Below are 23,907 nucleotides of genomic sequence, written 5' to 3' on the forward strand. Positions count from 1 at the left end.
GGTCCGCCTGGAACTCGCTCGTCCTTAGACACTGTAACGGTTCGGCATGGTTACCACCTGGGTCTGTGGCCAAGATCCGCTTTTCCGTGGGATTCCGCGACCCCGGGTCGGGCTCATGGCGCCCTGCCTTTCCGTCTCTGCCTCCCAGAAGAATCTTTTGGGTCGCGTGCGAGTTCCGGCTTGCCTCTGGCGACGCGTATTCTTGACGTTATGTCTGACTCCGTCTCCCCGAACGCCGACGACGCCGGGTTCGGCTCTTCCTCGGCCGTCGAATTCCACGAAAAGCTCTATCCTTCCCCAGGGGTGTGGGTCTGTGTCGTGGTCTTCGGCTTTGCTTGCTTTGCCGTGGGCGCGCCGATCAATATTCCGATCGCCATTTTGGTGGCGATCGTTCTCGCCGCGACCCTGGGTCTTATCCTGTACGCTTCATCGCCAGTCCTCGAGGTGACCGCGGATTCCCTGCAGGTCGGTCGCGCGCATATTGAACGCGAATATGTGGGAGAGGTCGAGATTTTCCGCGGGGAGAACGCCCGCATTGCCTGCGGACCTGCCGCCGACGGCCGGGCCTATATGAATTTCCGACCGTGGGTGTCCCCCGTGGCTCGTATTCACTTGGTCGACCCGGCCGATCCCACGCCGTATTGGCTCACCAATTCGCGCCGCCCGGAAGAGCTGGCCCTGACTTTGGGCACGGACCCCGAAATGCAGGAGAACCGCACCCCTTCGGTCAATCAGGTGGTCGTCGAGCCCGAGGACGAGGACTCGACCCAAGGATGAGGCCGAGGGGCCTCACGCCGGTCGGGAACGCGTCCCGGGAAGCGTCGCTTTTTCGGACATGCTCCTTGTCGGTGTGTTGCCCCGTCGCCCCACCGCATATTGGTCGGCGGACCGGCTCGTCCGCGGAACGGCTCGTCCGCGGAACCGAGTCCACAATGGTTCTTGGCGGCGGAGCGTCCCGTGAGAGCGCAAAAAAGGGAGGAACTCGAGGTTCCTCCCTTTTGCCGCCATAGGCCGCCTACGTTGCGTAGCTGCCGTCGTCTCAGGCCTCGCACTCCACGCAGTAGAACAATCCGTCTTCTTCGCGAGCAATCTGGGAACGGTGACGAACCAAGAAACACGAAGCACAGGTGAATTCATCCTGCTGCGCAGGAAGCACGACCACGGATAGTTCCTCATGGGACAGGTCTGCTCCGGGGAGCTCAAAACTTTCGGCCGCTGCGTTCTCGTCCTCATCGACCACGTTGGACTGCTGGTCGCTGCGGTGCGACTTCAGCTCCTCGATGGAATCGGAGCTGCTTTCTTCGTCTTGCTTGCGCGGGGCGTCGTAATCGGTAGCCATGTGTGTGTCACGCTTTCGTCGGTATTTCTCGGTAGGCCCACGTAGCCTGCCGATCATCGTGTGGTTCTGCTACCAGCTTGTGCACCCGTTGACCTCGTTATGAAGTATGCGTCGAACTCAATGCCTGCCGGTATCGCGATGATTGTTCACTATTGAGCCCGGTTGTGTCCAGCCGATTTTACTGTCAGCGGATTTGACGAGGTGCAGGGTGTCCCGACGTCGGGTCCCGAAGCGGTATTCTTTGTGGAGAAACGGGCGCGAAAGCACTGGTCGCGAACGCGTCGGAGCGGAATCAATAAGGAGAACTGATGGATCGGCTGACCTTCGTGGGAGTCCAAGACGACGGCGAACACCTCGTTCTCGAGTCTGCGGACGGCGAGCAGCGATACCAAGTTCGCATCGACAATAGCCTGCGCAATGCCGTGGTGAAGGCCCGGCGAGCCCAGGCTCCGCGCGGCCTGAGCGGGCGCGGGGACTACGGTCCACGTGATATCCAGACGCGGTTCCGCCAAGGAGCGACTGTTGACGAAATCGTCGCCGAGTCCGGGTGGAAGCCCGAGCGAGTACGTCGCTACGAATGGCCGATCCTGGCCGAACGCGCGCACATCGTGACCGCCGCACGCAACGTCGTCGTGAGGTCCCTCGACCCCCGCTCTCGAGGACGCAAAACGCTCAACGACCAGGTCGTGGCGGTGCGTGAGGACTGGAATTTCGCAGAGGGCGATGCCCAGTGGAACTCGTGGCAACGCGAAGACGGGCAATGGAACGTCACAGTCTCGGTCAACTATTCTCAGCCGGCCCTCGCTCAGATTCCGTCCGGGGCCGATTTCCCGGCTCGGTTCGTGTACAACCCCGCGAACCAGACCGTGGTCGCCGGCAACGCCGTCGCCGAGTTCTTGTTCGGACAGCCGCATGAAGACGCCGAGGAGCTCGTTTCCCCAGGAAACGAAGACCCGGCGCAGGCCGACTCGCCCGGTGGGCCCACCGAAGAAGCAGCCTCCCCGTCCGATCCGGCAGATGAGGGAACGGGACCCGAGGCCGTTTCTTCCGCGGACCAGGATGCGTCAAGCGCATCGGGAGAGCCGGCGCCCGAGGAAGCCGGATACGAAGAGTCGGCACCGGCGCGGAAGCATTTGCGGGCGGTCGCAGACGATGAGCCGAATGCCACCGAATCGCTCCTGGACGAGCTCGAGGCACGTCGGGGAACCGCGGCCGGAAGCGATCCGGACAGCGACCAACACATCACGGGCCTGACCGAGAAACTTCCCGAACCAGATACCGACGCAGACGACGACAATGCTTCCTCGACCGCAAAGCGCGACGCCGCGACCGACAGCGATCCACGGGGCAATCGCTCACGCGGCGGTCGCCCGTCGGTACCGAGTTGGGACGACATCGTCTTCGGCCAACATCGTCCCAAAGACTAAGTGTGACGAAACCGGCGCACGACTCGCCACGGGGAGGCAGTAACGGTATTTTTAGGTGTTACAGGTAGTCAACGACCTGAGACCGCACGCTATGCACAAAGGTTTTCATGGGGAAAAAGCGTCGTAAGACACGTCCTGGGAGCGGCACTCATTCTGCGCTCCCCCACAACGATCAGGAGCCGAAGGATTCGTCCACAGAGGACGCAGCCGCCTCGGCCCCTGGTTCCGACGCGTCGAGCCGAAACGGGAGCCCAGAAGCAGAGGCCGCAGGCCCCCGGACGGGGAAGGCACAATCCCCCTCGAACAGTTCCGCTGACGAAACGGAATCCTCAGTCCAGAGCACAGATGACCCTGACACGGACGAGACCCAGGACCTCGCTCCGGGATACGAGTACGTCGGACAGCAACCGAACGTTTATTCGCCCGAAACGGAACCGCTCCAGAGCCTGAATGACGAGCTCTTTGCCGATGCAAAGATTCCCCAAACCAAACGCGAGCGTCGCGAACAGGAACGGCGCCGGGCAGCCGCGGCCGCCGAACTACGACGCAGAGAACGTCAAGCTGCTGAATCGACACGTCAAACGGAGGAGAAGTCCGGTCACGACGTCGCCGCCCCGGGGGGAACCGCAGGAGCCCCTGACGTTGCAGGTACTGCAAGCGCTCATCCGTCGACGGCGCCCACCGGCCCAGTGCTCTCGACTGGCGGCGCGGGTTCCACCCGGTGGATTCAGCACGAGAACTCCGCCCCTTCGAAGAATTCCGGCCCGGCCGCGACAGCTCCAGGCTCCGGCCCTGCTTCTGAAGCGGATTCCGACCAGTCGCATTCGTCCGGCAAAAAACCGCTTTTGTGGGCTGGAGCGGCGGTTCTCGCGGTTGCCGTGATCGGTGCAGGCGCCACGGCGGCATTCATCAACCACGACGACGACTCATCAAAGGTCACGGGCAATTCCTCCTCCACGTCCTCGAGCTCTCCCAGTTCCTCGAGTTCCTCGTCAAAGCCTGCTTGGTCGAGCCCTGCACCTCCGCCCACGCCAACGGTCATCGAGCAACAGCCCGAGCCGACCGACCCTTATGGCGAGGTGACGCAGGCGCCTGCGCCGGTGGTACCGACCGAGGCTCCTCCGGCTCAGGAGCCCACGGCCCCCGCACCCACCTCTGCCGAGCCAACGCAACCTGCCCCGACGACGCCGGAAAAGACCGAGGAGCCGACCCAGGCGCCAACTCAGGAGCCGACCCAGGCGCCGACTCAGGAGCCGACTCAGGAACCCAGCCGCGGAACTCCCGAGCAACCGACACAACAGACGCCACCGGCTCCGTCATCGGCCCCCGCGCAAACGGGGAGCACGGCTGCCGATGAGCGAGCTGGGAACGCCGGGCAACCTGAGCAAGAGGGCAGTCCAGGAGCCTCCGGGTCCGCTGGCCGTTGAGTCCGGTCCCATATGGTCCCGAGACATCGTGGGCTCGAGGAACGGGTTTGTCCTCGCGAATGGGCTTAGCCCTTAGCTTCCAGCACCGACCCAGGCCCTGAGGGGAACCGACCGTTCTTCCTCGGTCCACGAACCGTGTTGTCCGACCATCTTGAGTGCCCCTGTGTTGGTGCGCCGCACGTCGTACAGGGCCAGCGAACCGTGTGCGGCAACGATAATGTCCCCGATGCGATGCCTGACTTCGGGCCGTATGCGGTCTCCGAAGTATCCGGCGGAAATCAGCTCCTCCCTGTCGAGGATCCACGCACGATCTCCGAAATGATGAGCCCAGGCTTCGACGAGACGACGACGCACAGCAGCGTCGTCGGGATCCTCGAGATGCAGTTGCACCATTCTCGGCTCACCGGCTGTCAGCCGGACACCAGCCACCAGCTCGGGAATGTTCGAATAGTCCACACGGTCTGCTTCGGGGACATCGACCATTCCGTGATCGGCCGTGAGGAGAATCAAGGTATCGGGGCCAACTCGAGACGAAAGCCTCTTGAGTCCGTGGTCCAGTTCTTCGAGAGCTTCCAGCCAACGCTCCGACGTGCAACCGTGCTTGTGGCCGGTCTGATCCAATTCTCCCCAGTAGAGGTACATGAACGTCGGGTTCCGGGTCTTGAGGATATCCGCTGCTTGGCTCACGCGAGCAAGCGTCGATCCAGCTGCCACGAAGCGGCTCCCGCGCAGCGCCGCCCGGGTCAGAGCGCTGTCTTCGTATGCGGACATGGACACGGTGACGGCGTCTCCGAGACCGTCGATCCGCTCAAAGATCGTCGGATTGGGTTGCCAATGCAGCGGATCCACGGCGGGGTCCCATCCGGAGAGCTGGTTCACGACGACGCCCCGATCAGGATCGACGACGTCGTAGCCGACCATGCCCGTCTGTCCCGTCGGCATGCCTGTTCCGAGTACGGCGAGGGATGCCGCGGTCGTCGACGGCAAGGCGGAATCGAGCTCGCCCAGATCGAGGGATTTCCGGAGATGAGGCGCATGTCCGCCGTGTCGAGAGAGCAAACTGCTCCCCAAACCGTCCACGAGCACCACACACACGTTACGATAAGGCCCTCGTCCTTTGCCGTTTGCGGCAAGGCGCTCGCCGAGGTCCAACGAGTCCGGGAATTCGGTGCTCCGCTCGGACTCCGCGACCGGTCTGTACAGGGACGCCGCCGAGGTCATGAGGTCGGCAATCGATGCCTCCCCGTACCGAGGTGGGGCCGGGAACGCTTGTCCCGTCAGATCCTTACGAGGGTTTTTGCAGCTCATGCCTGGGTCCGACATCAGGAGTGGACGGTTCCGGACAGTGCAGTGTTCGCCCGACGCAGTGCCCGCGCGAATTCTTTGGCATCCTGCACTGCCTGCTGGCCGTCCGCCTCGGCGGAGATGCGCAGGACGACGTCTTCCCTCGCCGCGACGCCGGTGTAGCCGTGGTCGGCGTCGCACTGGGGGTCTGAGCAACCGGCCGGCTGGAGATCGAGGCGATGGCTTCCGGTCCAGGACATCATCAGGGTGACTTCGGCGGCCAGCGCATCAGAGGTGTAGTTCTGCGGTTGCCTGTAGGCATACGAGAGTGTGACCGACGTGAGATTACGAATGGGAACGGTCTCGGTCGAGACGTGGGCGACGACCTGATTTCCGTCTTCGTCCAAGGTTTGGTCATCAACGTGCGTGATCTGAACGATTTCCCCGGCCAAGGCCACCACGGTCACATGGCGGTGAACTTCGGTCTGATCGAAGTGGGTCTCCAAGTGAACCAGGTGTGAGGATGGGATCTGCCCATCCAAGGCATCCCGCACCACGTCGCTGACCAACTGAGGGTAAAATCCCGCGTTGACGATATCGCGGTCTAGGTTCTGCCCGTTGTTTCCTGACTCAGCCATGCACTCGCTTCCGATGGTCTTGTTGACGGCGTGTTGGCCGTCCGGCCCCTATGCAGGGGAATTCCTCGCCCAGATCAGGGCGCTGCATCTATTCTACGACCCGATGCCCTGGCCAGGCAGCCCTCGCCCGTCATGAGCGTGACATCGTCCGACGAGCGCTGTCCGTTCTCTGCTGCGGATTGCCCAGTTTCACGGTGGAATCCAGGACAGTAAGGGTCTGACCGGAAATCATGATCGGGTTGAGTTCGACCAGAGCTATTTCCGGATGTCTGTCCTTGAGCTCGGCTACGCGACGGATGAGGTCTTCGAGGAGGTCCACACGTACCGGGGGTAATCCATCGTAGCCGAAGAGTTTTCTGGATGCTTTGGGCGATCGTACGAGCTTTTCGACATCTCTCTGGGTCAATGGCGGAACACGGTGCGCCCAGTCGTCCAGCAAGTTGACCGAGTCCCCCGACATGCCGAAGGACACGACCGGACCGAGTAGAGGGTCCTCCATTGCACGAATAACGCAGTTCTGTCCCGTGGGGGCCATACTCTGGACCTCGAGGTCGAAGTCCCCGTACGTGGCCAGCGTGCGTCGCATCAGATCGATGTCCCGTACGAGCGATTCCTGGTCTTCGATTCCGAGCCGCACTCCCCCAAGGTCCAACCGGTGTCGCATGGTCGGATCGATCGCTTTGAGTGCGACGGGATAGCCGAGTTTCTCGGCGGCCTCGCAGGCCTCGTTCTTGGTCTCGAATGGCACCGATTCCAGGACGGCGATTCCGTAGTCGCCCAGCAGTTCGGCGGTTCGACGTGGATCCAGTTCCAGCAGCCCTTCCCCCTGGATCTTGGGTTTGAGCTCCTCGATCTTTTCCTCGACCGCTTTGGCGTTCACGCCCTCAATGTCCTCGACGAAAACGTCTTCCTGTGCACGCCACGCCACGTAATCCATCGCCGCGGCGAGCGCCCCGATGGCCGCCCCCGGGCTCTCGTAGCAAGGAACGCCCGGGTAGTTGAAGGACTCGTCGGCTTCTGCAGCCCGGTATTCGCGGGGGCACGGATAAATTCCGCGCTGATACGGGGTAGGCTCCACGACGCCGGTGAAGGCGGCGAGCACGGGTTTCCCGGTTTCGGCTCCACAATCCGCCAGGACTTCGGTAATTTCGTCCTGCCCGACCAGAGGAGAAGGCAGGAACGAGGCAACAGCTGCGTCGACCTCGGATGAGCGCAATGCCGTGAGCACGGCGTCGCGGATCATGTCCAGGGCATCGATGTCGGGACTGGCAGTGTCGAGCACGTGCTCGGTGTGCTTAGCCTCGACGCCGTGGCTCGTGCAGGCGTCCGCAATGACCTGGCCGAGAGCGAAGGCATTGGAGAAAACCGCGACCCGCCGGCCTCGCGGCAGAGGTTGGGACACGAGCAACTGCGCAATGTCCATGAGGTGTTCGGAGGTTTCGGCTCTGATCACTCCGGATTGGCGGAACATCTCGTTGAGGGCTTCCGGCGGAGCGGAACTCGTGCGGCCTGTATGTCCGGGAGGCAATTGGACACCGGTCACATCCGACTTCGCGACCACGACGGGTTTGCTTCGAGCTAGGCGACGGGCGATCCGGGAGAATTTGCGAGGATTGCCGATAGATTCGAGGTACATGCAGCACGCGGTGGTTTCGCCGTCGTCCTCCCAGTACTGCATCATGTCGTTTCCGGAGACGTCGGCGCGGTTCCCGGCTGAGAGAACCGAAGAGAACCCCAGCTGGCGTCTGCGTGCCGACGTGTACAGCAGCACTCCGATGGCCGCTGATTGACTGAAGAGTCCAAGGCCTCCGGGCTGGGGCCTGGCTTCGCCGAGGGAAGCGTTGAGGTTCACGGCCGGATCCGTGTTGATGAGTCCCAAGGAGGCCGGCCCGATCACGCGCATCCCGGAGCTTCGAGCAGTGCGCACGAGAGCTTGTTGACGAGCCCGCCCTCGCGCACCGTCGTCGGCGTATCCGCCCGTGACGATGCACACGCCGCGTACGCCCACGCGGCCGCATTCCTCGACAACGCCCGCAACAGCCGAGATCGGCACGGTGATGATCGCGAGGTCGACGGGTTCGGGGACCTCTGCGATGCTTGGGTACGCTTTCATGCCCGCAAGTTCGAAGGCCTCGGGGTTGATCCCGTAGACCGGGCCGGTGAATCCGCCCTCGACGATATTGACGAGGATCTCGTGCCCAACCTGGTTCCAATCACGGGAGGCCCCGATGATCGCGACCGATCTGGGAGCGATCAAGGAGGACACGGATTTCGCTTCGGCACGGTGCTCGCGGGTCGCCATGACCTCTCGTGATTTTTTCGTGGGGTCGATATTGAAATTGACCATGACGACGCCGTCGTCGAATACTCGCGCCACCTCGAACCCGGCCTCCGAGAACACGTTGAGCATTTTTCGGTTCTCCGGAAGCACTTCCGCCGAGAATTTGGTGATACCTCTCTCCAGTCCTGCTGCCGCAAGATGCTCGAGGAGAATCGATCCTATTCCCCGGCCGTGGTGGGCATCCGAGATGAAGAACGCGACTTCCGCCTCGTGGGGATCGTTCGTCCGGTCGTAACGGCCGATGCCTATCATTTCTTGACCAAGCATGATCACGAAAGCTACGCGGTCATGATGGTCGACGGTGGTGAATCGGGCGAGCTCTTTGGCGCTCAAGGACGATTTGTAGGTGAAGAACCGCAAGTAGATGGTTCGTTCCGACTGACGGGAATACATCGCGGCGAGCGCGTCCTGGTCGGTCGGGAGAACGGGACGGAGGTGGGCGGTTGCGCCGTCACGCAACACCACGTCGGCTTCCCAGTGGGAGGGGTAAACATTCTCTTCGGCCATACTCCCAGTCTAGTAGCGCAAGTCACAGGAGCCTATTGTTCTAGACTGGTGAGGCCCAGAACCGTCAGACCGTGAGGATCCATAGATGGCCCCCCGCCGTAAGTCGTCGAATACTCCCGAGGATTTCCCGCTCGACGTCGTCGAGAACATCGTCGATATCGATGTGTCGTCCGAAATGGAAACGAGCTTCCTCGAGTACTCGTATTCGGTGATCTATTCTCGTGCACTTCCGGACGCACGCGACGGTCTCAAACCTGTGCAACGGCGCATTCTCTATATGATGACCCAAATGGGCCTGCGCCCGGATCGGGGTCACGTGAAGTCTGCCCGCGTGGTCGGAGAGGTCATGGGCAAGTTGCATCCTCACGGGGACAGCGCCATCTACGACGCCATGGTTCGGCTAGCGCAGCCTTTCGCGATGCGCCTGCCTTTGGTCGATGGGCACGGCAATTTCGGCTCGGTCGACGACGGTCCCGCGGCTGCCCGTTACACCGAGGCCCGTATGGCACCTGCGTCCCTCGCTCTGACCGGCGATCTGGATGAAGACGTCGTGGATTTCGTGCCCAATTACGACAACCAGTTCACGCAACCGGGTGTCCTTCCCGCGGCATTCCCGAATCTATTGGTCAACGGCTCCTCGGGGATTGCCGTGGGCATGGCAACCAATATGGCCCCGCACAATCTTCGCGAAGTCATTGCGGGAGCCCGGCATTTGATCGAGCAACCGGATGCGACCCTCGATGAGATCATGAGGTTCATTCCTGGTCCGGATCTGCCGACGGGCGGCAAGATCGTCGGGCTAGACGGCATCAAGGATGCATATGCGACGGGCCGTGGATCCTTCAAAACCCGTGCCAAGGTCAGCATCGAACAGGTCACGGCCCGGAAACAAGGCCTCGTGATCACCGAACTGCCGTATCTGGTGGGCGCGGAGAAAGTCATTGAGAAAATCAAGGACGGTGTCCAGTCCAAGAAGCTCTCAGGCATTTCCGACGTCGTGGATCTCACGGACCGCAAGAACGGCACGCGGCTCGTCGTAGAGCTCAAGAATGGGTTCAATCCCCACGCTGTCTTGCAGTCGTTGTACAAGTACACGCCGCTCGAGGACTCGTTCGGGATCAACAACGTGGCGCTGGTCGACGGCCAGCCCCGGACACTGGGTCTGTTGGACCTGTTGAAGGTTTACGTCGGGCACAGGATCGACGTCGTTCGTCGCCGAACTGCCTTCCGCTTGGGCAAATCCAAGGACCGGTTGCACCTGGTCGAGGGCCTTCTGGTTGCAATTCTCGACATCGATGAAGTCATCGAGATCATTCGGTCCTCGGATCAGACGGCTCAGGCACGAGAGCGACTGATGATGGTCTTCGACCTGAGCGAGGCCCAAGCCAATCACATCCTGGAATTGCGTCTGCGCCAATTGACCAAGTTCTCCCGCATCGAGCTGGAAACCGAGCGGGACGAACTCCGCGCGAAAATCGAAGAACTCGAGTCGATCCTCGCTTCCGATGCCAAATTGCGCGGCGTGGTCTCGGACGAGCTGGCCGAGGTCGCCGAACGCTACGGAACGGATCGCCGCACCGAGTTGGCTGGCTCGGACGATCTGGCGAAGTTGGCCTCCGCGGTGACCGATTCGGGAGCGAAAACTGCAAAGAAGGGGCTGGGTCTTGCTCTGGAGATAGCGGACGACCCGTGTTGGGTCGCGCTCTCCACGTCAGGTCAGCTCGGGCGAACTCCGGGTGGGCCCGGCGGCAGGGAGTCCTTCGAGGACCCCGGGAAACGGATCAAGCACGATGCCCTGCGTTCTTTGGTGCCGGCGACTGCCCGGGGCGAGATCGGGGCCGTCCTCTCCTCGGGACGAATGGTCCGCGTCAACGTCATGGACATACCGCAGCTAGAGCTCTCCGGAAGTGCACCGAACCTCGGCACTGGTGTTCAGGTCAAGGACTTCCTGACCTTGGAAAAGGGCGAGTCGTTGGTCGGCCTCGCGCCACTCAATCAAGTCATCGCGCTCGGTACGGCGCAAGGCGTCGTCAAGCGCGTCAATCCGGACTACCCGTTGAACAGGGACGACTGGCCCATCATTTCGCTCAAGGACGGCGACGAGCTGGTGGGAGTCACGCATGCATCGAATGATGACAATCTGGTTTTCATCACTCGCGAGGCCAAGCTTCTATCCTTCGACGCGGCCAAGGTCCGCCCGCAGGGTCGTACCGCAGGAGGTGTCGCGGGAATCAAATTGGCCGAAGGAGACCGCGTTCTGTATTTCGGCGCCATCGCACCGGGCGAGCCCGCTGTCGTCGTGACGGTTTCCGATTCGGGCGAAGCGCTGCCGGGGACTGTGGCCGGGTCGGCGAAGATCACTGAATTCAGTGAGTACCCGTCCAAGGGGCGAGCCACAGGTGGTGTACGTGCCCACCGTTTCCTCAAGGGCGAGTCGGTCCTTCGGCTTGCGTGGGCCGGCAGGGGTCCGGCCAAGGCCGTCTCAGCGGCCGGCGTCTCCCGGTCCTTGCCGACCGAATACGGTACCCGCGACGGCTCGGGGGTTCAGCTCTCACAGTCGATCGATGCCATCGGACCAGCCCTCGGATCCGGTGCAGAAGACGGTTCGGTGCGAGACGACACCGATGATTCGGTCGACATCACGGCTAGCTAGTTGTACCGATCGGGGATGTTGATTAAACGTGTCAAGGACGCGGCTGATTGCCGCAAGCTGAGTGTGGGCGGTGCTGGTTGTAGTGATGCAACCAGGCATTGATCGCGTCGCGCCGTTCCTGCACTGACCTGTAGCAGCGGGAATAGGCCCAACCATCCGCCTGGGCCCGGTGGAGGCGTTCCACTGTGCCATTCGTCTGTGGCTGGTATGGGCGTGTCCATCCCGAACGGATAGTTAGGGATTCACAAGAGTCGCGCCGAAGGCGCGAACGGTAGGTACTGCCATTGTCTGAGATAACACGCTCGACGGTGACGCCACGTCCGGCGAACCAGTCGACGGCCCGGTGCATAACCCCGACCGCAGTGACTGCGGTCTCATCATCATGCACCTCTGTATAGGCAACGCGGGGGCGCTCGTCGAGGACATTGTGCACAAAGGCGTAACCGAGATTGGGGTTGTGTCACTTGCTCTTCTGCTTGTCAGGCGTCACTGACCGATTCTTCTCCCCTTGCCCGCGGCCGGAATATCGCCATCCACCTCCGTCAGGGATGTTTTCGAGATTCTTCACATCGACGTGCACGAGCGATCCTGGATGGTCATGCTCATGGCCTCGGATGGGCTCGGCCGTGGCGAGGTCGGTGTAGGAGAGTCGATTGAGCCGCGCGGCGCGCAGAATCCGATACACAGTGGACGGGGCAATGCCGAGCCGAGCGGCGAGCTGAACCGGCCCCTCCCTCAACCGTTTTCGCTGGCTCACGCGCCGTTTTGTTGCTGCCTTCCGCGTTTTGTTCGGCGAGATTCCGGGTTGCGATGAGTGGTCTGATCATGGCCTCCCCCAGCGAGATACCTTCCGACCCATCTCTTGACGGGTGGCCATGAAACTTGAACGCGGGCTGCCACCTCAGCAATGTCTCGTAGGGCGACCCAGCTCATCGGGGAGTCGAGTGGCAGCACGGTCCGGAGCCGCCCGGTCTTGATCGATGCCAGGTCCAACAACAAATTCGTGAAGAAGAAACCACACACAGGTGGGTGACATCCACATCGCAGGCGTCGAGGGCGACCTCTGTCTCTGCGAGGCCTGCGATCTCGCGCGGGTCGCATGATCCGCGAGTCTTCCCATGGGCCTCAATCGAGGATTGGCTCACAAGCAACTTCGGAGCACGCGACGAACACTGAACTAATGTCCCCGGTCAGTACGGCTAGTACCAGGGGCATTGCGCCGGCGGGGCTCGCATGGGGCGCGGCGGACAAGCCCGAGTACACCGGCTTCGGTGCGGCCGCTAGTATCGCAGGGTTGCTGTCACTGGCACGTGGTCCGAGGGACCCGTAAGTGACATGACTTTGCCGTCTTCCACTCGGACGGCCCCATTGACCACGATGTGGTCGATCTGAGTTCTGGCCCACGCAGGGGCAGCGCTCGGCCAGGTTCCGGTGGACACGCCCGATGACGGAAGGGCATCCGAGCATCCTTCACGCGAGGGAATGCTCGCCATGTGGCCGTGCCACGGATTGGCGTTGTAGTCACCCGCGGCGATGACGGGGCGTTCACGTTCGTGACGAGGAGAGCACACGGCATCGAGAACGTTCCCGACATCCGAGTCCCACAGGTCCATCCAATTCGGAACGGGACTAGCGGTGTGCACACCGAGGATGACCGGTTTTCGGGAATTCTGGTCGCGCGGTTCTACGGTCAATGTGCCCAATGTGGTCTCCGCTCCGTCCCGGACCTGGTACCGCCCCATGTTCTTCGAGATCATGACCGTCGTCGGGGAAACCCCGGCTTTGGTTTCGGTTGCAAAGATTTGGTATTGCCCGCCCTTGCCCAGTTGAGCCAGGTGAGTCTCGAGCGGCCCCGTACTCGCCTCCGGCAGGACCACGACCTCCGGGTCGTCGACGACGAGGTCCCGGAGATCATTCAAGTTCAGCTCGTCATGGACGTTCCAGCTCACCACGGAGAGGGTTTCGCCCTCGGACGGGCCCGTCTGCGACTCGGATACCGGATTGGCAGCCAAGACCACGCAAACCGCCGAGACCAGGATGCCGAGTAGGGGTGTCACATTGACGGTGCGGCGATCGTGCGAGAGAAATCGGGATGTCCAGCCGAGCAGCGCCCACATCAAGAACAAGAGCCCCATGGCGCAACCGACAAGCACTGGGAAGGCCAAGATCTGGCCGAAGACGAGTCGGGTGGTCCACGGTGCGGCGATCCCGATGCCCTGCACCGCCAGCCACGGAGTCACCAGCACGAACACCAGGTACAGCGGAGGGAGCAGAAATACGACCGAAGCAAGCTTGAGGCCTTTGCGCATGTGCTGTGGTGCTCCTTCGAAGAGGCCGAGCTGTTCGAGTGAATGGTCCGATTCCCCGTCCACTCAGGCGATTTGGGCGCCCGGCGTGCGGCTCAGCCACGACGTACGGGGCTACCGGCCCGAGTCGCCCTCGAGAGAAATGACGGAGCGACAATGCACGAGATCGGTGGGCCGATGCGAAATGACTATCGTACCCGGAGCGTCGGTACCCGATGTTGAAGTGCGCGTGGCTCGGTCCAGTTCCTCAATGAGAGATAACGCGGCCTCTTCGTCGAGATGCGCGGTCGGCTCGTCCACCAGAAGAAACGGCGCTTCAGTCAGAAGGGCTCGCGCCATCGCGAGGCGCTGCCGCTGCCCTCCGGAGAGCATTGAGCCTCCAGCGCCAACGCGAGTCTCCAACCCGAATTCCCATGAGTCGAGGAGAGGCCCCAGACCTACACGGCGCATGACGGATTTGAGTTCTTCATCGGACGGAGCGGCCGTCCGCGGGCGGGCGAGAGACAAGTTCCCCCGGATGGTCGAGTCGAAAATATAGGCGTCCTGTGGGCACCATGCCGAGGCCCCGCGGAGTCTCTGGGAGGTCACCTGTTCCGAGTCGACGCGGATTTCACCGCTCTCGGGAGTCAGGAATCCGAGCAGTATCGCAAGGGTGGTTGTTTTTCCGGAACCGGAGGGACCGGTGATCCCCAGGGTTGAGCCACGGCGGACCTGACCGGACAGTCCGTTGACCGCGGGACGGTCCATTCCTGGCCATCGTGCCGAGAGATTGTCGAGGGTCAGGGCCTGCGCGCCCATCAGACTCTTCTCAGAGGATTCTGCCTCATCGCTCTCTTCCACTGTGTACGCCGACCCACGAGACGTGGTGACCAGCCCGCGACGGATCTTGGCTACGAGGCGCGAAAAAGTCGGCCACGAACGGATGGCATCAATGGCTTGGGTCGAGGGCTCGACGAGTGCCGTGCACAGGAGGACTGGGATCGCGGCCATCGGAGCGCTGATGTCCCCGTTGGTCACAGGACCCCACGCGAGAGCGGCAGTGCCCAGCGCCGTTGCCCACCACGTCGCGAGCGTAAGCCCGTTGCCCAGGCCGGTTGCGACGGCGGATCGTCGGGAGGCTCGCAGAGCTATGTGGTCCTGGCGCGTGAGTGTCGACAACACGGCGTTGCTCAGACGATTGCCCCTGAGGTCTTCGGAAGATTCCATGGCCCCGAGAGCGCCTCGCAGCGTTCGCTCACTGGATGTACGGCTCACGGTGTCCGCATGCCGGTCAGCAACGAGGACGATCCAAGGGATGATCACTGAGGTCACGAACGCGGCAACGGCAACCAACCACGCGGCGGACGGCACGGTCCAGGCCGTAGCCGCCACGGCTGCGATCATCGTGGGGACGATCGTGGCGATGGGCAGGAGGACTCGTGGCATGGCGTCGCGCAATTCGTCGACATCACCGACGAGCCGGTCCAAAAAAGTTCCTCCTCGCAACAGCGAGCGGAGGCTGAGTGCCGACTCCCCCATCGAGTTCCAGGCATTCATGCGCAAGCGGTTCGCGGCGCGCAGCACGATGTCGTGCGTGAGCAACCGCTCGAGGTAACGGAATACGGCACGTCCCAGACCGAAGAATCTGACGCCCACGATCGCGACCATCAGATACATCATCCCCGGCTGCTGCGAAGCCCGAACGATCAACCACCCCGAAAGCGCCGTGAGTGATGCCCCGAAAGCGACTGTCAGAAAGGACAGGCCCACGGAGCCCAATGCTTGGCGCCAGCGCACGCCGGTTGCGCGCCGGACCGTCGCCAAGGTCTCCCGGATGCCGTAAGCCTCGACGTCTTCACGCTCCTCGTCTCCGTCAACGATCGGTTTTTCAGTGCCAGGTCGGCGGGAGGCGACCCGCACCGATGCCGGCTCTCCTCCCGAGCGCACTCGGGATCCGAGGCTCTCATCCTGCCTGGAGGAATGATCCCGTTGGGCGATCCGACCGTTTCTGTCCAAGACGATCCGCCCCGCGCCGGGAGGGGCCGTGGAAACGTCGTGAGTCACCCACAGGATCGTGGCTCCCGCCTCCGAGAGTTCCCGCAACGCGCCGGTGACTTTGCCGGCTGCCTCCGCATCAAGATGAGCGGTCGGTTCGTCGACCAGGATCAGTTGACCGGTCTTGGACTCCCCCGAATCCGTGCGATCGGACAGCTGGACCCTTGAAGCAGCCAGGACCCGTGCGATGGCCAGACGGCGTGCTTGCCCGGCGGACAACGCTGTTGGCGCGATGCTCCCCAATTCCTCGAGACCTACCGATCGCAGAGCGGCACAGATGACGGGAGACCATTCGGATCGGAGCCTTTCACCCTTCGGGCTTTGGTCCGGTCCTCGTTCGGCTTCGAAGTCGCGGAGCCATATCTCGGCGTCTTCGGGATCGGCGTAAAGACCTACCTCGTCGGCCGCGGTCGAGGCCAGGAATTGGGGAGACTGTCCGATCCACGCCACCGCATCCGGCGTCGAGATGCTCCCGCTCATGGTTGGCCCTTGCGCGTTGGGTTCGACCCGCTCAGCGCGTGTCAGATCGCCCATGGCCTTGAGCAAGGTGGTTTTTCCGCTTCCGGAGGGGCCGGTGAGGAGGGTCGTCGTCCCAGGGGCGAGTGTGAAGGAAACGTCCCTGAGAACCTGACCACGGTCCGGGTATCCGACGGTCAGCCGGTCCACGGATACGGAACCGAGGCCGTGCTTGGTCACCACGGATCGGCCGACGGGCTCGTCGAGGATTTCTGCAGAACGACGAAGGGCTTCCACGCCGTCCTGTGATTGGTGGAAAGCCGTTCCGACGTCGCGGAGGGGCTGAAAACATTCCGGGGCGAGCAGGAGGACCAGCAACGCGGTATCGAGGCCGATCTGACCGTGGACGAGCCGCAGTCCGATGAACACCGCGACCAATGCAACCGAGATCGTCGTGATGAGCTCGAGGGCAAGAGAAGACTGGAAAGCCGATCGCAACGTCGTCATCGTCCGGCGGCGGTATTGTTCGCCCAGTTCGGAGAGCGCTTGGGCTTGTGCTTTCTCCCGTTTGAGCCCGAACAGAACCGGCAGTCCGCGGGAGAGCTCCACAATATGTTGCGACAGCCGAAGCAACTGCGACTGCGCTTCTCGTGTATCGTTCTGCGTCGTCTTCCCGATCAAGATCATGAAAATCGGGACCAGCGGCAGCGTGAGGACGAGGACCAGTGCACTCAACGGGTCCACGCAGAGGACCACGACCAACAGGATCGCAGGAACCACGCCCGTAGAGACCAAGGCAGTGATGGTTTTGACGTAATAATCGTCCAGGGCATCGAGGCCTCTCGATACCAGGATTGCAATGGCGCCGTCGCCTGTTGCTTCCCTGCCCGAGGAAGAAGCCCTAGGGGCGGAGAGAACACGTTCGAGCAGCCCTCGCCGAATGGTGGATTTCGTTTCCGTAGCGGCTCTTTGCGAGACGACGGACAGCCCCCAATCAGCGAGGGCACGAAGTACAAGCGATGACAGCCCGACCGCGACCGTGCCCCAGGACCAGGCTCCTCCGTCCCCACCGATCAACCAGTGCGGGAACAGTCCGTCCACGCCAGCCGACTTGGAACCCACAAAATCGGCCCAGCCCGAAGAAGCCTCGCTGCCATGCCCGTGCGAGATCGCGTCGAAGGCGGCCTTCGCCAGGGCCGCAAGCAGTGAACCCACGGCCGCGGCGAATCCCACCAGGCCGACTGCCCTGAGGACGCTGACGACCCCAAGCACTGGGATGATCCGGCGAGCGTGAGGACCCAGCGGCGGAGGCTGACTCTTCCGACGCTGAGCCCTCGATTTCTTGGGGTGTGTGCTCAATGAGTTGATTCAGCTCGCGTTCGGATGATTGGCCAGGTCCGTGACGTTGTGGGCCTCGGGTATGTGCTCCGCCGAAAGACGCTTCCGGAACACCCAGTACGTCCATCCCTGGTACAGGAAAAGAACCGGCAAACCGACGGCCGCCACGATCGTCATGATTTTTAGGGTGTACGGCGACGATGAGGCGTTGCTGATCGTCAGGGTCGTGCCGTCCGCAAGCGTGGTCGGGAGGACATTGGGGTAGGCAGCCATGAAAATCGCGAGAGCCCCGAAGAACGCAAACCCTGCGATCCCGGCGAAAGCCACCCCTTCGCGGGCTCGGGCGGCCATGACCCACGAAATAATGGCAGCGATGACTGCCAGTGCGAGCAGCGTGAGCGACAAGGGGGTCGCCCCGATGAACTGGAGCCATATCGCCCAGGCCGCCATGGGCAGCAGGGCGATCGGCAACGCTCGCACCATCATCTTCCGTGCCCGATGGCGAACCTCGCCGTCGGTCTTGAGCGCCAGGAACGCCAGACCGTGTACAAGGCTGAATCCGACCATTCCCAAGCCACCGATCACTGCGGGAACGGTCAGCCAGGCGAAAGGCCCACCCATTCGGTCGGCGTTGCTGTTCAGCGGGAGCCCCGTCGTCGTGATGGCCAGAGCGGCACCGATGAGGAAGGCAATGAAGAACGATGCGACGGACATGAGAGCGTTCCATCGGGGTTCCCACCGGGGGCCGGTCAGCTTGCCGCGGTATTCGATCGAGACGGCCCGCAGGATCAGTGCTAGCAGAATCAATGTGAGCGGAATGTACAAGGCCGAGAACAAGGCGGCATACCACATGGGGAACGCCGCAAAGATCGCCGCGCCGCCCGTTACCAACCACACCTCGTTGCCGTCCCAAACGGGACCGATGGTGTTGAGCAGCAGGCGTCGCTCCTTCTCATTGCGGGAGAAGATCCGACCCATCAACATTCCGACGCCCAAGTCGAAACCGTCGAGGATGACGTATCCGATGAGCAGGACTCCGACCACCAGGAACCACAGGGTCGGCAAGCCGGGTTGGCCAACAAATTCTTCGAACATGATGGGTCGCTCCTAGTAGGCGAAGGCCAGAACGTCGTCGTTCTTGTGGTCGTCGTTGTCGTCGTCGTTGTCCTTCTGAGGTTTGACCAGCTCCGGCATGGCGGCGACGACTCCGGTCTTGACGTATCTGGAGATCAGGAAGACCTCCACAACCATGAGCACGGCATAGATCAGGACCAGGGCAATGAGCGAGAACAACAGCTCGCCCGCGGACACATTGGGCGATACCGCCGCCTCAGTGAACATGTAGATACGTTGGCTCAGGGGCAAATCGGGGTTCGGCGCCACGACGAAGGGCTGGCGGCCCATTTCGGTGAAGATCCAACCGGCAATATTTGCCCCGAAGGGCGCGAAGATTCCGAAGACGGCGAGACGCATGAGCCACTTGGCTTGTGGAACCGTGCCCTTGCGCGTTACCCACCACGCGAAGACGCAGGACGCGGCCGCCAGACCGCCGAAGGTGATCATGATTCGGAAGCCCCAGTAGGTGACCTCCATCAGCGGAAGATAACTGATCTCCGATCCTGCGCGGTCTCCGTACAGCGACTTATCGGCGAGGTTGGTCCCGTACATGTGCTGGTACTCCGGCATCAGCGTTGTGATACCCGGGATGTTCGTCGTGAAGTCGTCGTGGGCGAGGAAGGACAGCAGTCCGGGGAGCTCGATCAACGTGTTGACGTCGTCGCAGTTCTGAGAACCCAGATCGGAGATCGTCATGACGGAGAAGGCTGTGCCGTCGTGGCATGCCGCTTCGGCGGCCGCCATTTTGAGCGGCTGCTGTTGGAACATCAGCTGCCCCTGGATGTGCCCGCTGAACGCTGTACCCAAGAACCCGATGAGGCCGACGAGGATTCCGACTCGCAAGGAACGGAACCACACCGTGTGGTCCTTCTTGTCCTGGGCCCCATGACCAGAATCGCCGACGACGACTCGACCCTCAGAGTCGACCGTGTCGATACCCTTGGCCCGTCGCTTCCAGAGCTTGTACCAGGCGATACCGAGGAGGAAAGAGCCAGCGACGGCCAGAGAGCCGAAAAGCGTGTGGATGATAGCGACGATCGCGGTGTTGTTGGTCAACACGGCGACGATGTCATTGAGGATCGGCCGCCCGTTGACGATTTCGTAGCCAACAGGATGTTGCATCCACGAGTTGGCGATGACGATGAAGAAAGCCGAGAGCCACGAAGCCGCCACTGCCGCGCACAGACACAGCGCATGGATCACGGGCTTGAGCTTTTTCCATCCGAAGATCCACAGGCCCAAGAACGTTGACTCGATGAAGAATGCCAGCAAGCCTTCCATAGCCAGCGGAGCACCGAAGACGTCGCCGACGAATCGGGAGTATTCGCTCCACGCCATACCGAATTGAAACTCTTGGACCAGCCCCGTGGCCACACCCATGATGAAGTTGATCAGGTAGAGCTTGCCCCAGAATTTCGTGAGCCTGAGGTACTCCTCCTTGCCTGTCTTGATCCACATGATATTGAAGATCGCAACGACCATCCCGAGGCCCAGGGTCAGAGGCACCATCATGAAGTGGTAAACGGTTGTGGTCCCGAACTGCCAGCGGGCAATTTCTACAGTATCCACGATTCTCCTCGCGCAACTGAACGCACTCAACCGGTTCGGATCGGACCGGATACCTACAAGGTAGCAACCACCCCTGGGCGTCCAGTGACACTCTGTCAGGGGCCTTCTTGACAGGCTAGAAAGGGTGATTTCCACCCTTTGGCCGGCCCGGAAGACGCCTCCGAGGAGAATCCCCTAATGTCATGCTTTGGGTCCCAACAACCCTTTCGCACGAACCGCATCGCGTTCCTCGCGCAGCTCCGAAACGCTGGTATTGAGTCGCTCCTGAGTATCCTGAGTCAATTTCAAATCATGATTAATCTCACAACTACCTGACCTGCATGAGACGGGGAACGAGCTGATGAGCCCTTCATCCACGCCATAGGATCCGTCCGAGACGACACCCATCGAGGTCCAGTCCCCCTCATTCGTTCCATGGATCCAGTCACGCATGTGCGACAAGGCGGCGTGCGCAGCGGACGCAACGGAGGAACCTCCCCGAACCCTGATAATGTCAGCCCCGCGTTGGGCGACGGTAGGGATGAAGCCCTCACGGATCCACTCGTCGCCCAGGCCGTTCTCGTCAAGAACCTCACGGGCGGGACGGCCGGATATGGTCGCGAACTCGAGGTCCGGTACCTGCGTTGCGGAATGATTTCCCCAGATGGTCATGCGACGGATATCCCCCACCCGGGAATTTGTCGCCTGCGCCAATTGGGCCACCGCGCGGTTGTGATCCAGCCTGGTGAGGGCCGTGAAACGGTCGGTCGGGATATCCGGGGCGTGAGATGCAGCGATGAGAGCATTCGTATTCGCCGGGTTGCCTACGACGACGATGCGCACGTCGTCCGCCGCGCCGCGGTTCAGTGCAGCTCCCTGGACCGAGAAGATGCCTGCGTTCGCTTCCAGAAGGTCTGAGCGCTCCATGCCCTTCTGTCGTGGCTTCGAACCGATCAGAAGCCCGACGTTGGCCCCCTCGAAGGCTTGGGCGGCATCGTCGAAGATATTGACGGACTCGAGCAGCGGGAACGCACCGTCGGCTAGTTCCATTGCGGTTCCCTCGGCCGCTTGTCGAGCCTGGGGAATTTCCAACAGCCGAAGCCGTACGGGCTGGTTTTTTCCCAGCATCTCCCCATGAGCGATTCGGAAAAGACTCGCGTAACCGATCTGGCCGGCCGCACCGGTGACGGTCACAGTGACTGGTGGATTGGAAAACTCGACGTTGTTACTCATACCGCAGAGTATAGTGGCGTGGCCCGCTTCGAGAGGAGCCCCTGTGGACTCCCGTTGTCAGGCGTCGATTTGTTCGAGATCCAGCTGGTCGGCATTGGTGATCAAGAATTCTTTGCGAGGGGCGACTTCCGATCCCATGAGCAGTGAGAAGGCACGCTCTGCCGCTTCGGCATCTTCGATGCGAACTCTGCGCAGCAAACGGTGTCGGGGGTCCATGGTGGTTTCCGCGAGTTGGTCCGCATCCATTTCACCGAGCCCTTTGTAACGCTGGATGGGCTCTTTATAGCGTTTCCCTTCCGCTTCGAGACGGGTCAGGGTTTCGTGAAGTTCTTTCTCAGAATACGTGTAGACCATGTCGTTCGGTTTGCCACCCCCGTTGATCACTTCGACCCGGTGCAACGGCGGGACCGCCGCGTAAACTCGGCCGGCGTCGACCAGCGGGCGCATGTAGCGGTAGAAGAGCGTCAGCAGAAGAGTCCGGATATGTGCTCCGTCGACGTCGGCGTCGGTCATCATGACGACCTTGCCGTAACGGGCGGCATCGATGTCGAAACTGCGCCCGGAACCGGCGCCGATCACCTGGATAAGCGCCGCACATTCGGCATTGGCGAGCATATCCGTGACGGAAGCTTTCTGGACGTTCAGGATCTTGCCGCGGATCGGCAGAAGCGCCTGGTATTGCGACGACCGAGCGAGCCGTGCCGTTCCGAGTGCGGAGTCGCCCTCCACGATGAACAGCTCGGAATGATCGACTTCGTTGGAACGGCAGTCCACGAGTTTTGCAGGCATGGTTGAGGTTTCCAGGGCATTCTTGCGCCGCTGGGTTTCCTTGTGGACACGCGCCGAGATGCGGGACTTCATCTCGGAGACGACTTTTTCGAGAACGGCAGCGCTCTGCTGTTTTTCGGAGCGGTTTCGAGAGGTCAGCACCTTCTCGAGCTCCCGCGAGAGGACCTTGTTGACAATAGCTCGAGCCGCGGGCGTACCGAGGATCTCCTTGGTCTGGCCTTCGAACTGGGGCTCCACGAGTCGCACATTGAGCACCGCAGTCAGACCGGCAAGCGCATCGTCCTTCTCAATTTTGTCCGACCCCACCTTGAGCTTCCGCGCATTGGCCGTGATTTCCTTGCGCAGCGTCCGCAGCAGGCCCTGCTCGAACCCGGTCACGTGGGTTCCGCCCTTGGGCGTAGCAATGATGTTCACGTAAGAGCGGACGTTGGTGTCGTAGCCGGTGCCCCACCGGAGTGCGATGTCAACCTCGCACTCGCGTTCGACCTCTTTCAGCTGGCTGTGTCCGTTGGAGTCGAGGACCGGAACGGTCTCTTTGAAGCTGTCGGATCCCTGAAATCGCCATACGTCGGTCAGCGCAGGATCTGGGGCCAGGAATTCAACGTATTCAGAGATGCCGCCGTCGTGTTGGAACACCTCTTCGTGCGGAGCATCCGCGCCCGGGGTCCCGGGCAGTCGACGCTCGTCACGGATGCTGAGTCGCAATCCGGGCACCAAGAAACTGGTCTGGCGGGCGCGCTCGACCAGTCGTTCGTAGTCGAACTTCGCGTCAGGGGTGAAGATCTGACGGTCCGCCCAGTACCGCACACGGGTGCCGGTTACTCCCCTACGGGCCTTTCCGACGATCTCCAGCGCCGCTTTGCCTTCTGCGGGGGTAAACGGCACATCCGGCTTGGGCGTGCCTCCGTCTTGGTAGACACCGGGTATACCCCGTTGGAAAGACATCTGGTACGTCTTGGACTCGCGGTCGACCTGTACGTCCAGCCGCGAGGACAGAGCGTTGACGACGGATGCACCGACGCCGTGGAGCCCTCCGACCGCGTTGTAGGTCCCGCCTCCGAATTTGCCACCGGCGTGGAGCTTGGTGAAGACCACTTCGACACCGGACAAACCCGTCCGAGGTTCGATGTCGGTCGGAATTCCGCGACCGTCGTCCGCTACTTCTACCGATCCGTCCCTGTTGAGGACGATTTCGATGGATTGGCCGTAGCCGGACAATGCTTCGTCGACGGAGTTGTCGATGATTTCCCAGAGACAGTGCATCAAGCCGCGGGAGTCGGTGGACCCGATGTACATACCGGGGCGTTTGCGTACGGCTTCCAAGCCCTCTAGGACGGAGAGCTGGTGGGCTGTGTACTCGGACTTCTTCGGCGACACTGAGGTAGGGCTCCTGACAATCTCGAAGTGGTGGTTGCCTTGTGGGGCGACATCCAGTCTAAGGGCATCCGCATGACGTCCAGGTCAACGCCCA

The 23,907-nt window shown here is 61.9% G+C and carries 14 protein-coding genes and 1 pseudogene; 4 read left to right on the plus strand and 11 right to left on the minus strand.

Features of this window, described 5'->3' with window-relative positions; genetic code table 11:
• Positions 1-210: 210 nt before the first annotated feature.
• Entirely contained in the window at positions 211-777 is a 567-nt protein-coding gene (locus sake_RS08210; protein WP_129360909.1) for a DUF3093 domain-containing protein, read from the plus strand.
• A 262-nt stretch (positions 778-1,039) separates the two neighbouring features.
• Here sake_RS08210 and sake_RS08215 read toward each other — a convergent pair whose 3' ends face one another.
• Positions 1,040-1,339: a DUF4193 domain-containing protein gene (locus sake_RS08215; protein WP_129360910.1), complete on the minus strand. Its 300-nt coding sequence runs from the start codon at positions 1,337-1,339 to the stop codon at positions 1,040-1,042.
• A 308-nt stretch (positions 1,340-1,647) separates the two neighbouring features.
• On the opposite strand from sake_RS08215, the gene sepH reads away from it, so the two are divergent.
• Together sepH and sake_RS08225 are read left to right on the plus strand one after the other, a co-directional pair.
• Complete coding sequence (gene sepH, locus sake_RS08220) at positions 1,648-2,766, plus strand: septation protein SepH (RefSeq protein WP_178945803.1); 1,119 nt, start codon at positions 1,648-1,650, stop codon at positions 2,764-2,766.
• Positions 2,767-2,873: 107 nt separating this feature from the next.
• On the plus strand, positions 2,874-4,193 hold the full coding sequence (locus sake_RS08225) for a hypothetical protein (RefSeq protein WP_178945804.1): 1,320 nt from the start codon (positions 2,874-2,876) through the stop codon (positions 4,191-4,193).
• A gap of 72 nt (positions 4,194-4,265) precedes the next feature.
• On the opposite strand, the gene sake_RS08230 is transcribed toward sake_RS08225, so the two are convergent.
• The 3 genes from sake_RS08230 to sake_RS08240 all read right to left on the minus strand — a co-directional run bounded on the left by sake_RS08230 (position 4,266) and on the right by sake_RS08240 (position 8,963).
• Positions 4,266-5,501, minus strand: coding sequence for an alkaline phosphatase family protein (locus sake_RS08230; protein ID WP_129360912.1), 1,236 nt, complete (start codon positions 5,499-5,501; stop codon positions 4,266-4,268).
• Between the two features lie 14 nt (positions 5,502-5,515).
• Positions 5,516-6,115: a DUF5998 family protein gene (locus sake_RS08235; RefSeq protein ID WP_129360913.1), complete on the minus strand. Its 600-nt coding sequence runs from the start codon at positions 6,113-6,115 to the stop codon at positions 5,516-5,518.
• Positions 6,116-6,245: 130 nt separating this feature from the next.
• A complete protein-coding gene (locus tag sake_RS08240; protein ID WP_178945805.1) occupies positions 6,246-8,963 on the minus strand; it encodes a bifunctional GNAT family N-acetyltransferase/acetate--CoA ligase family protein in 2,718 nt (905 codons plus the stop codon).
• A gap of 85 nt (positions 8,964-9,048) precedes the next feature.
• Between sake_RS08240 and sake_RS08245 the strand changes: the two genes are divergently transcribed.
• Entirely contained in the window at positions 9,049-11,616 is a 2,568-nt protein-coding gene (locus tag sake_RS08245) for a DNA topoisomerase (ATP-hydrolyzing) subunit A (protein WP_178945806.1), read from the plus strand.
• On the opposite strand, the pseudogene sake_RS13455 reads toward sake_RS08245, so the two are convergent.
• The 7 genes and pseudogenes from sake_RS13455 to sake_RS08285 form a co-directional block, all read right to left on the minus strand.
• A pseudogene (locus tag sake_RS13455) lies at positions 11,613-12,525 on the minus strand (IS481 family transposase); the annotation flags it as partial. The gene sake_RS08245 and the pseudogene sake_RS13455 overlap by 4 nt on opposite strands.
• A 371-nt stretch (positions 12,526-12,896) precedes the next feature.
• A complete protein-coding gene (locus sake_RS08260; RefSeq protein ID WP_178945809.1) occupies positions 12,897-13,925 on the minus strand; it encodes an endonuclease/exonuclease/phosphatase family protein in 1,029 nt (342 codons plus the stop codon).
• Between the two features lie 111 nt (positions 13,926-14,036).
• The gene (gene cydC, locus sake_RS08265; protein ID WP_178945810.1) at positions 14,037-17,771 is read right to left on the minus strand and encodes a thiol reductant ABC exporter subunit CydC; all 3,735 of its coding nucleotides are present in this window, start codon (positions 17,769-17,771) and stop codon (positions 14,037-14,039) included.
• A 9-nt stretch (positions 17,772-17,780) separates the two neighbouring features.
• Positions 17,781-18,845 carry a cytochrome d ubiquinol oxidase subunit II gene (cydB, locus tag sake_RS08270; protein WP_129360919.1) on the minus strand — a complete coding sequence of 355 codons (1,065 nt, stop codon included), beginning with the start codon at positions 18,843-18,845 and terminating at the stop codon, positions 17,781-17,783.
• A gap of 12 nt (positions 18,846-18,857) precedes the next feature.
• A complete protein-coding gene (locus tag sake_RS08275) occupies positions 18,858-20,435 on the minus strand; it encodes a cytochrome ubiquinol oxidase subunit I (RefSeq protein WP_129360920.1) in 1,578 nt (525 codons plus the stop codon).
• 180 nt (positions 20,436-20,615) lie between these two features.
• Positions 20,616-21,647: a malate dehydrogenase gene (locus sake_RS08280; protein ID WP_129360921.1), complete on the minus strand. Its 1,032-nt coding sequence runs from the start codon at positions 21,645-21,647 to the stop codon at positions 20,616-20,618.
• 57 nt (positions 21,648-21,704) lie between these two features.
• Positions 21,705-23,813: a type IIA DNA topoisomerase subunit B gene (locus tag sake_RS08285; protein ID WP_178945811.1), complete on the minus strand. Its 2,109-nt coding sequence runs from the start codon at positions 23,811-23,813 to the stop codon at positions 21,705-21,707.
• Between the last annotated feature and the right edge of the window lie 94 nt (positions 23,814-23,907).

It is taken from the genome of Kocuria sp. TGY1127_2, assembly GCF_013394385.1.
Taxonomy (GTDB): domain Bacteria; phylum Actinomycetota; class Actinomycetes; order Actinomycetales; family Micrococcaceae; genus Rothia.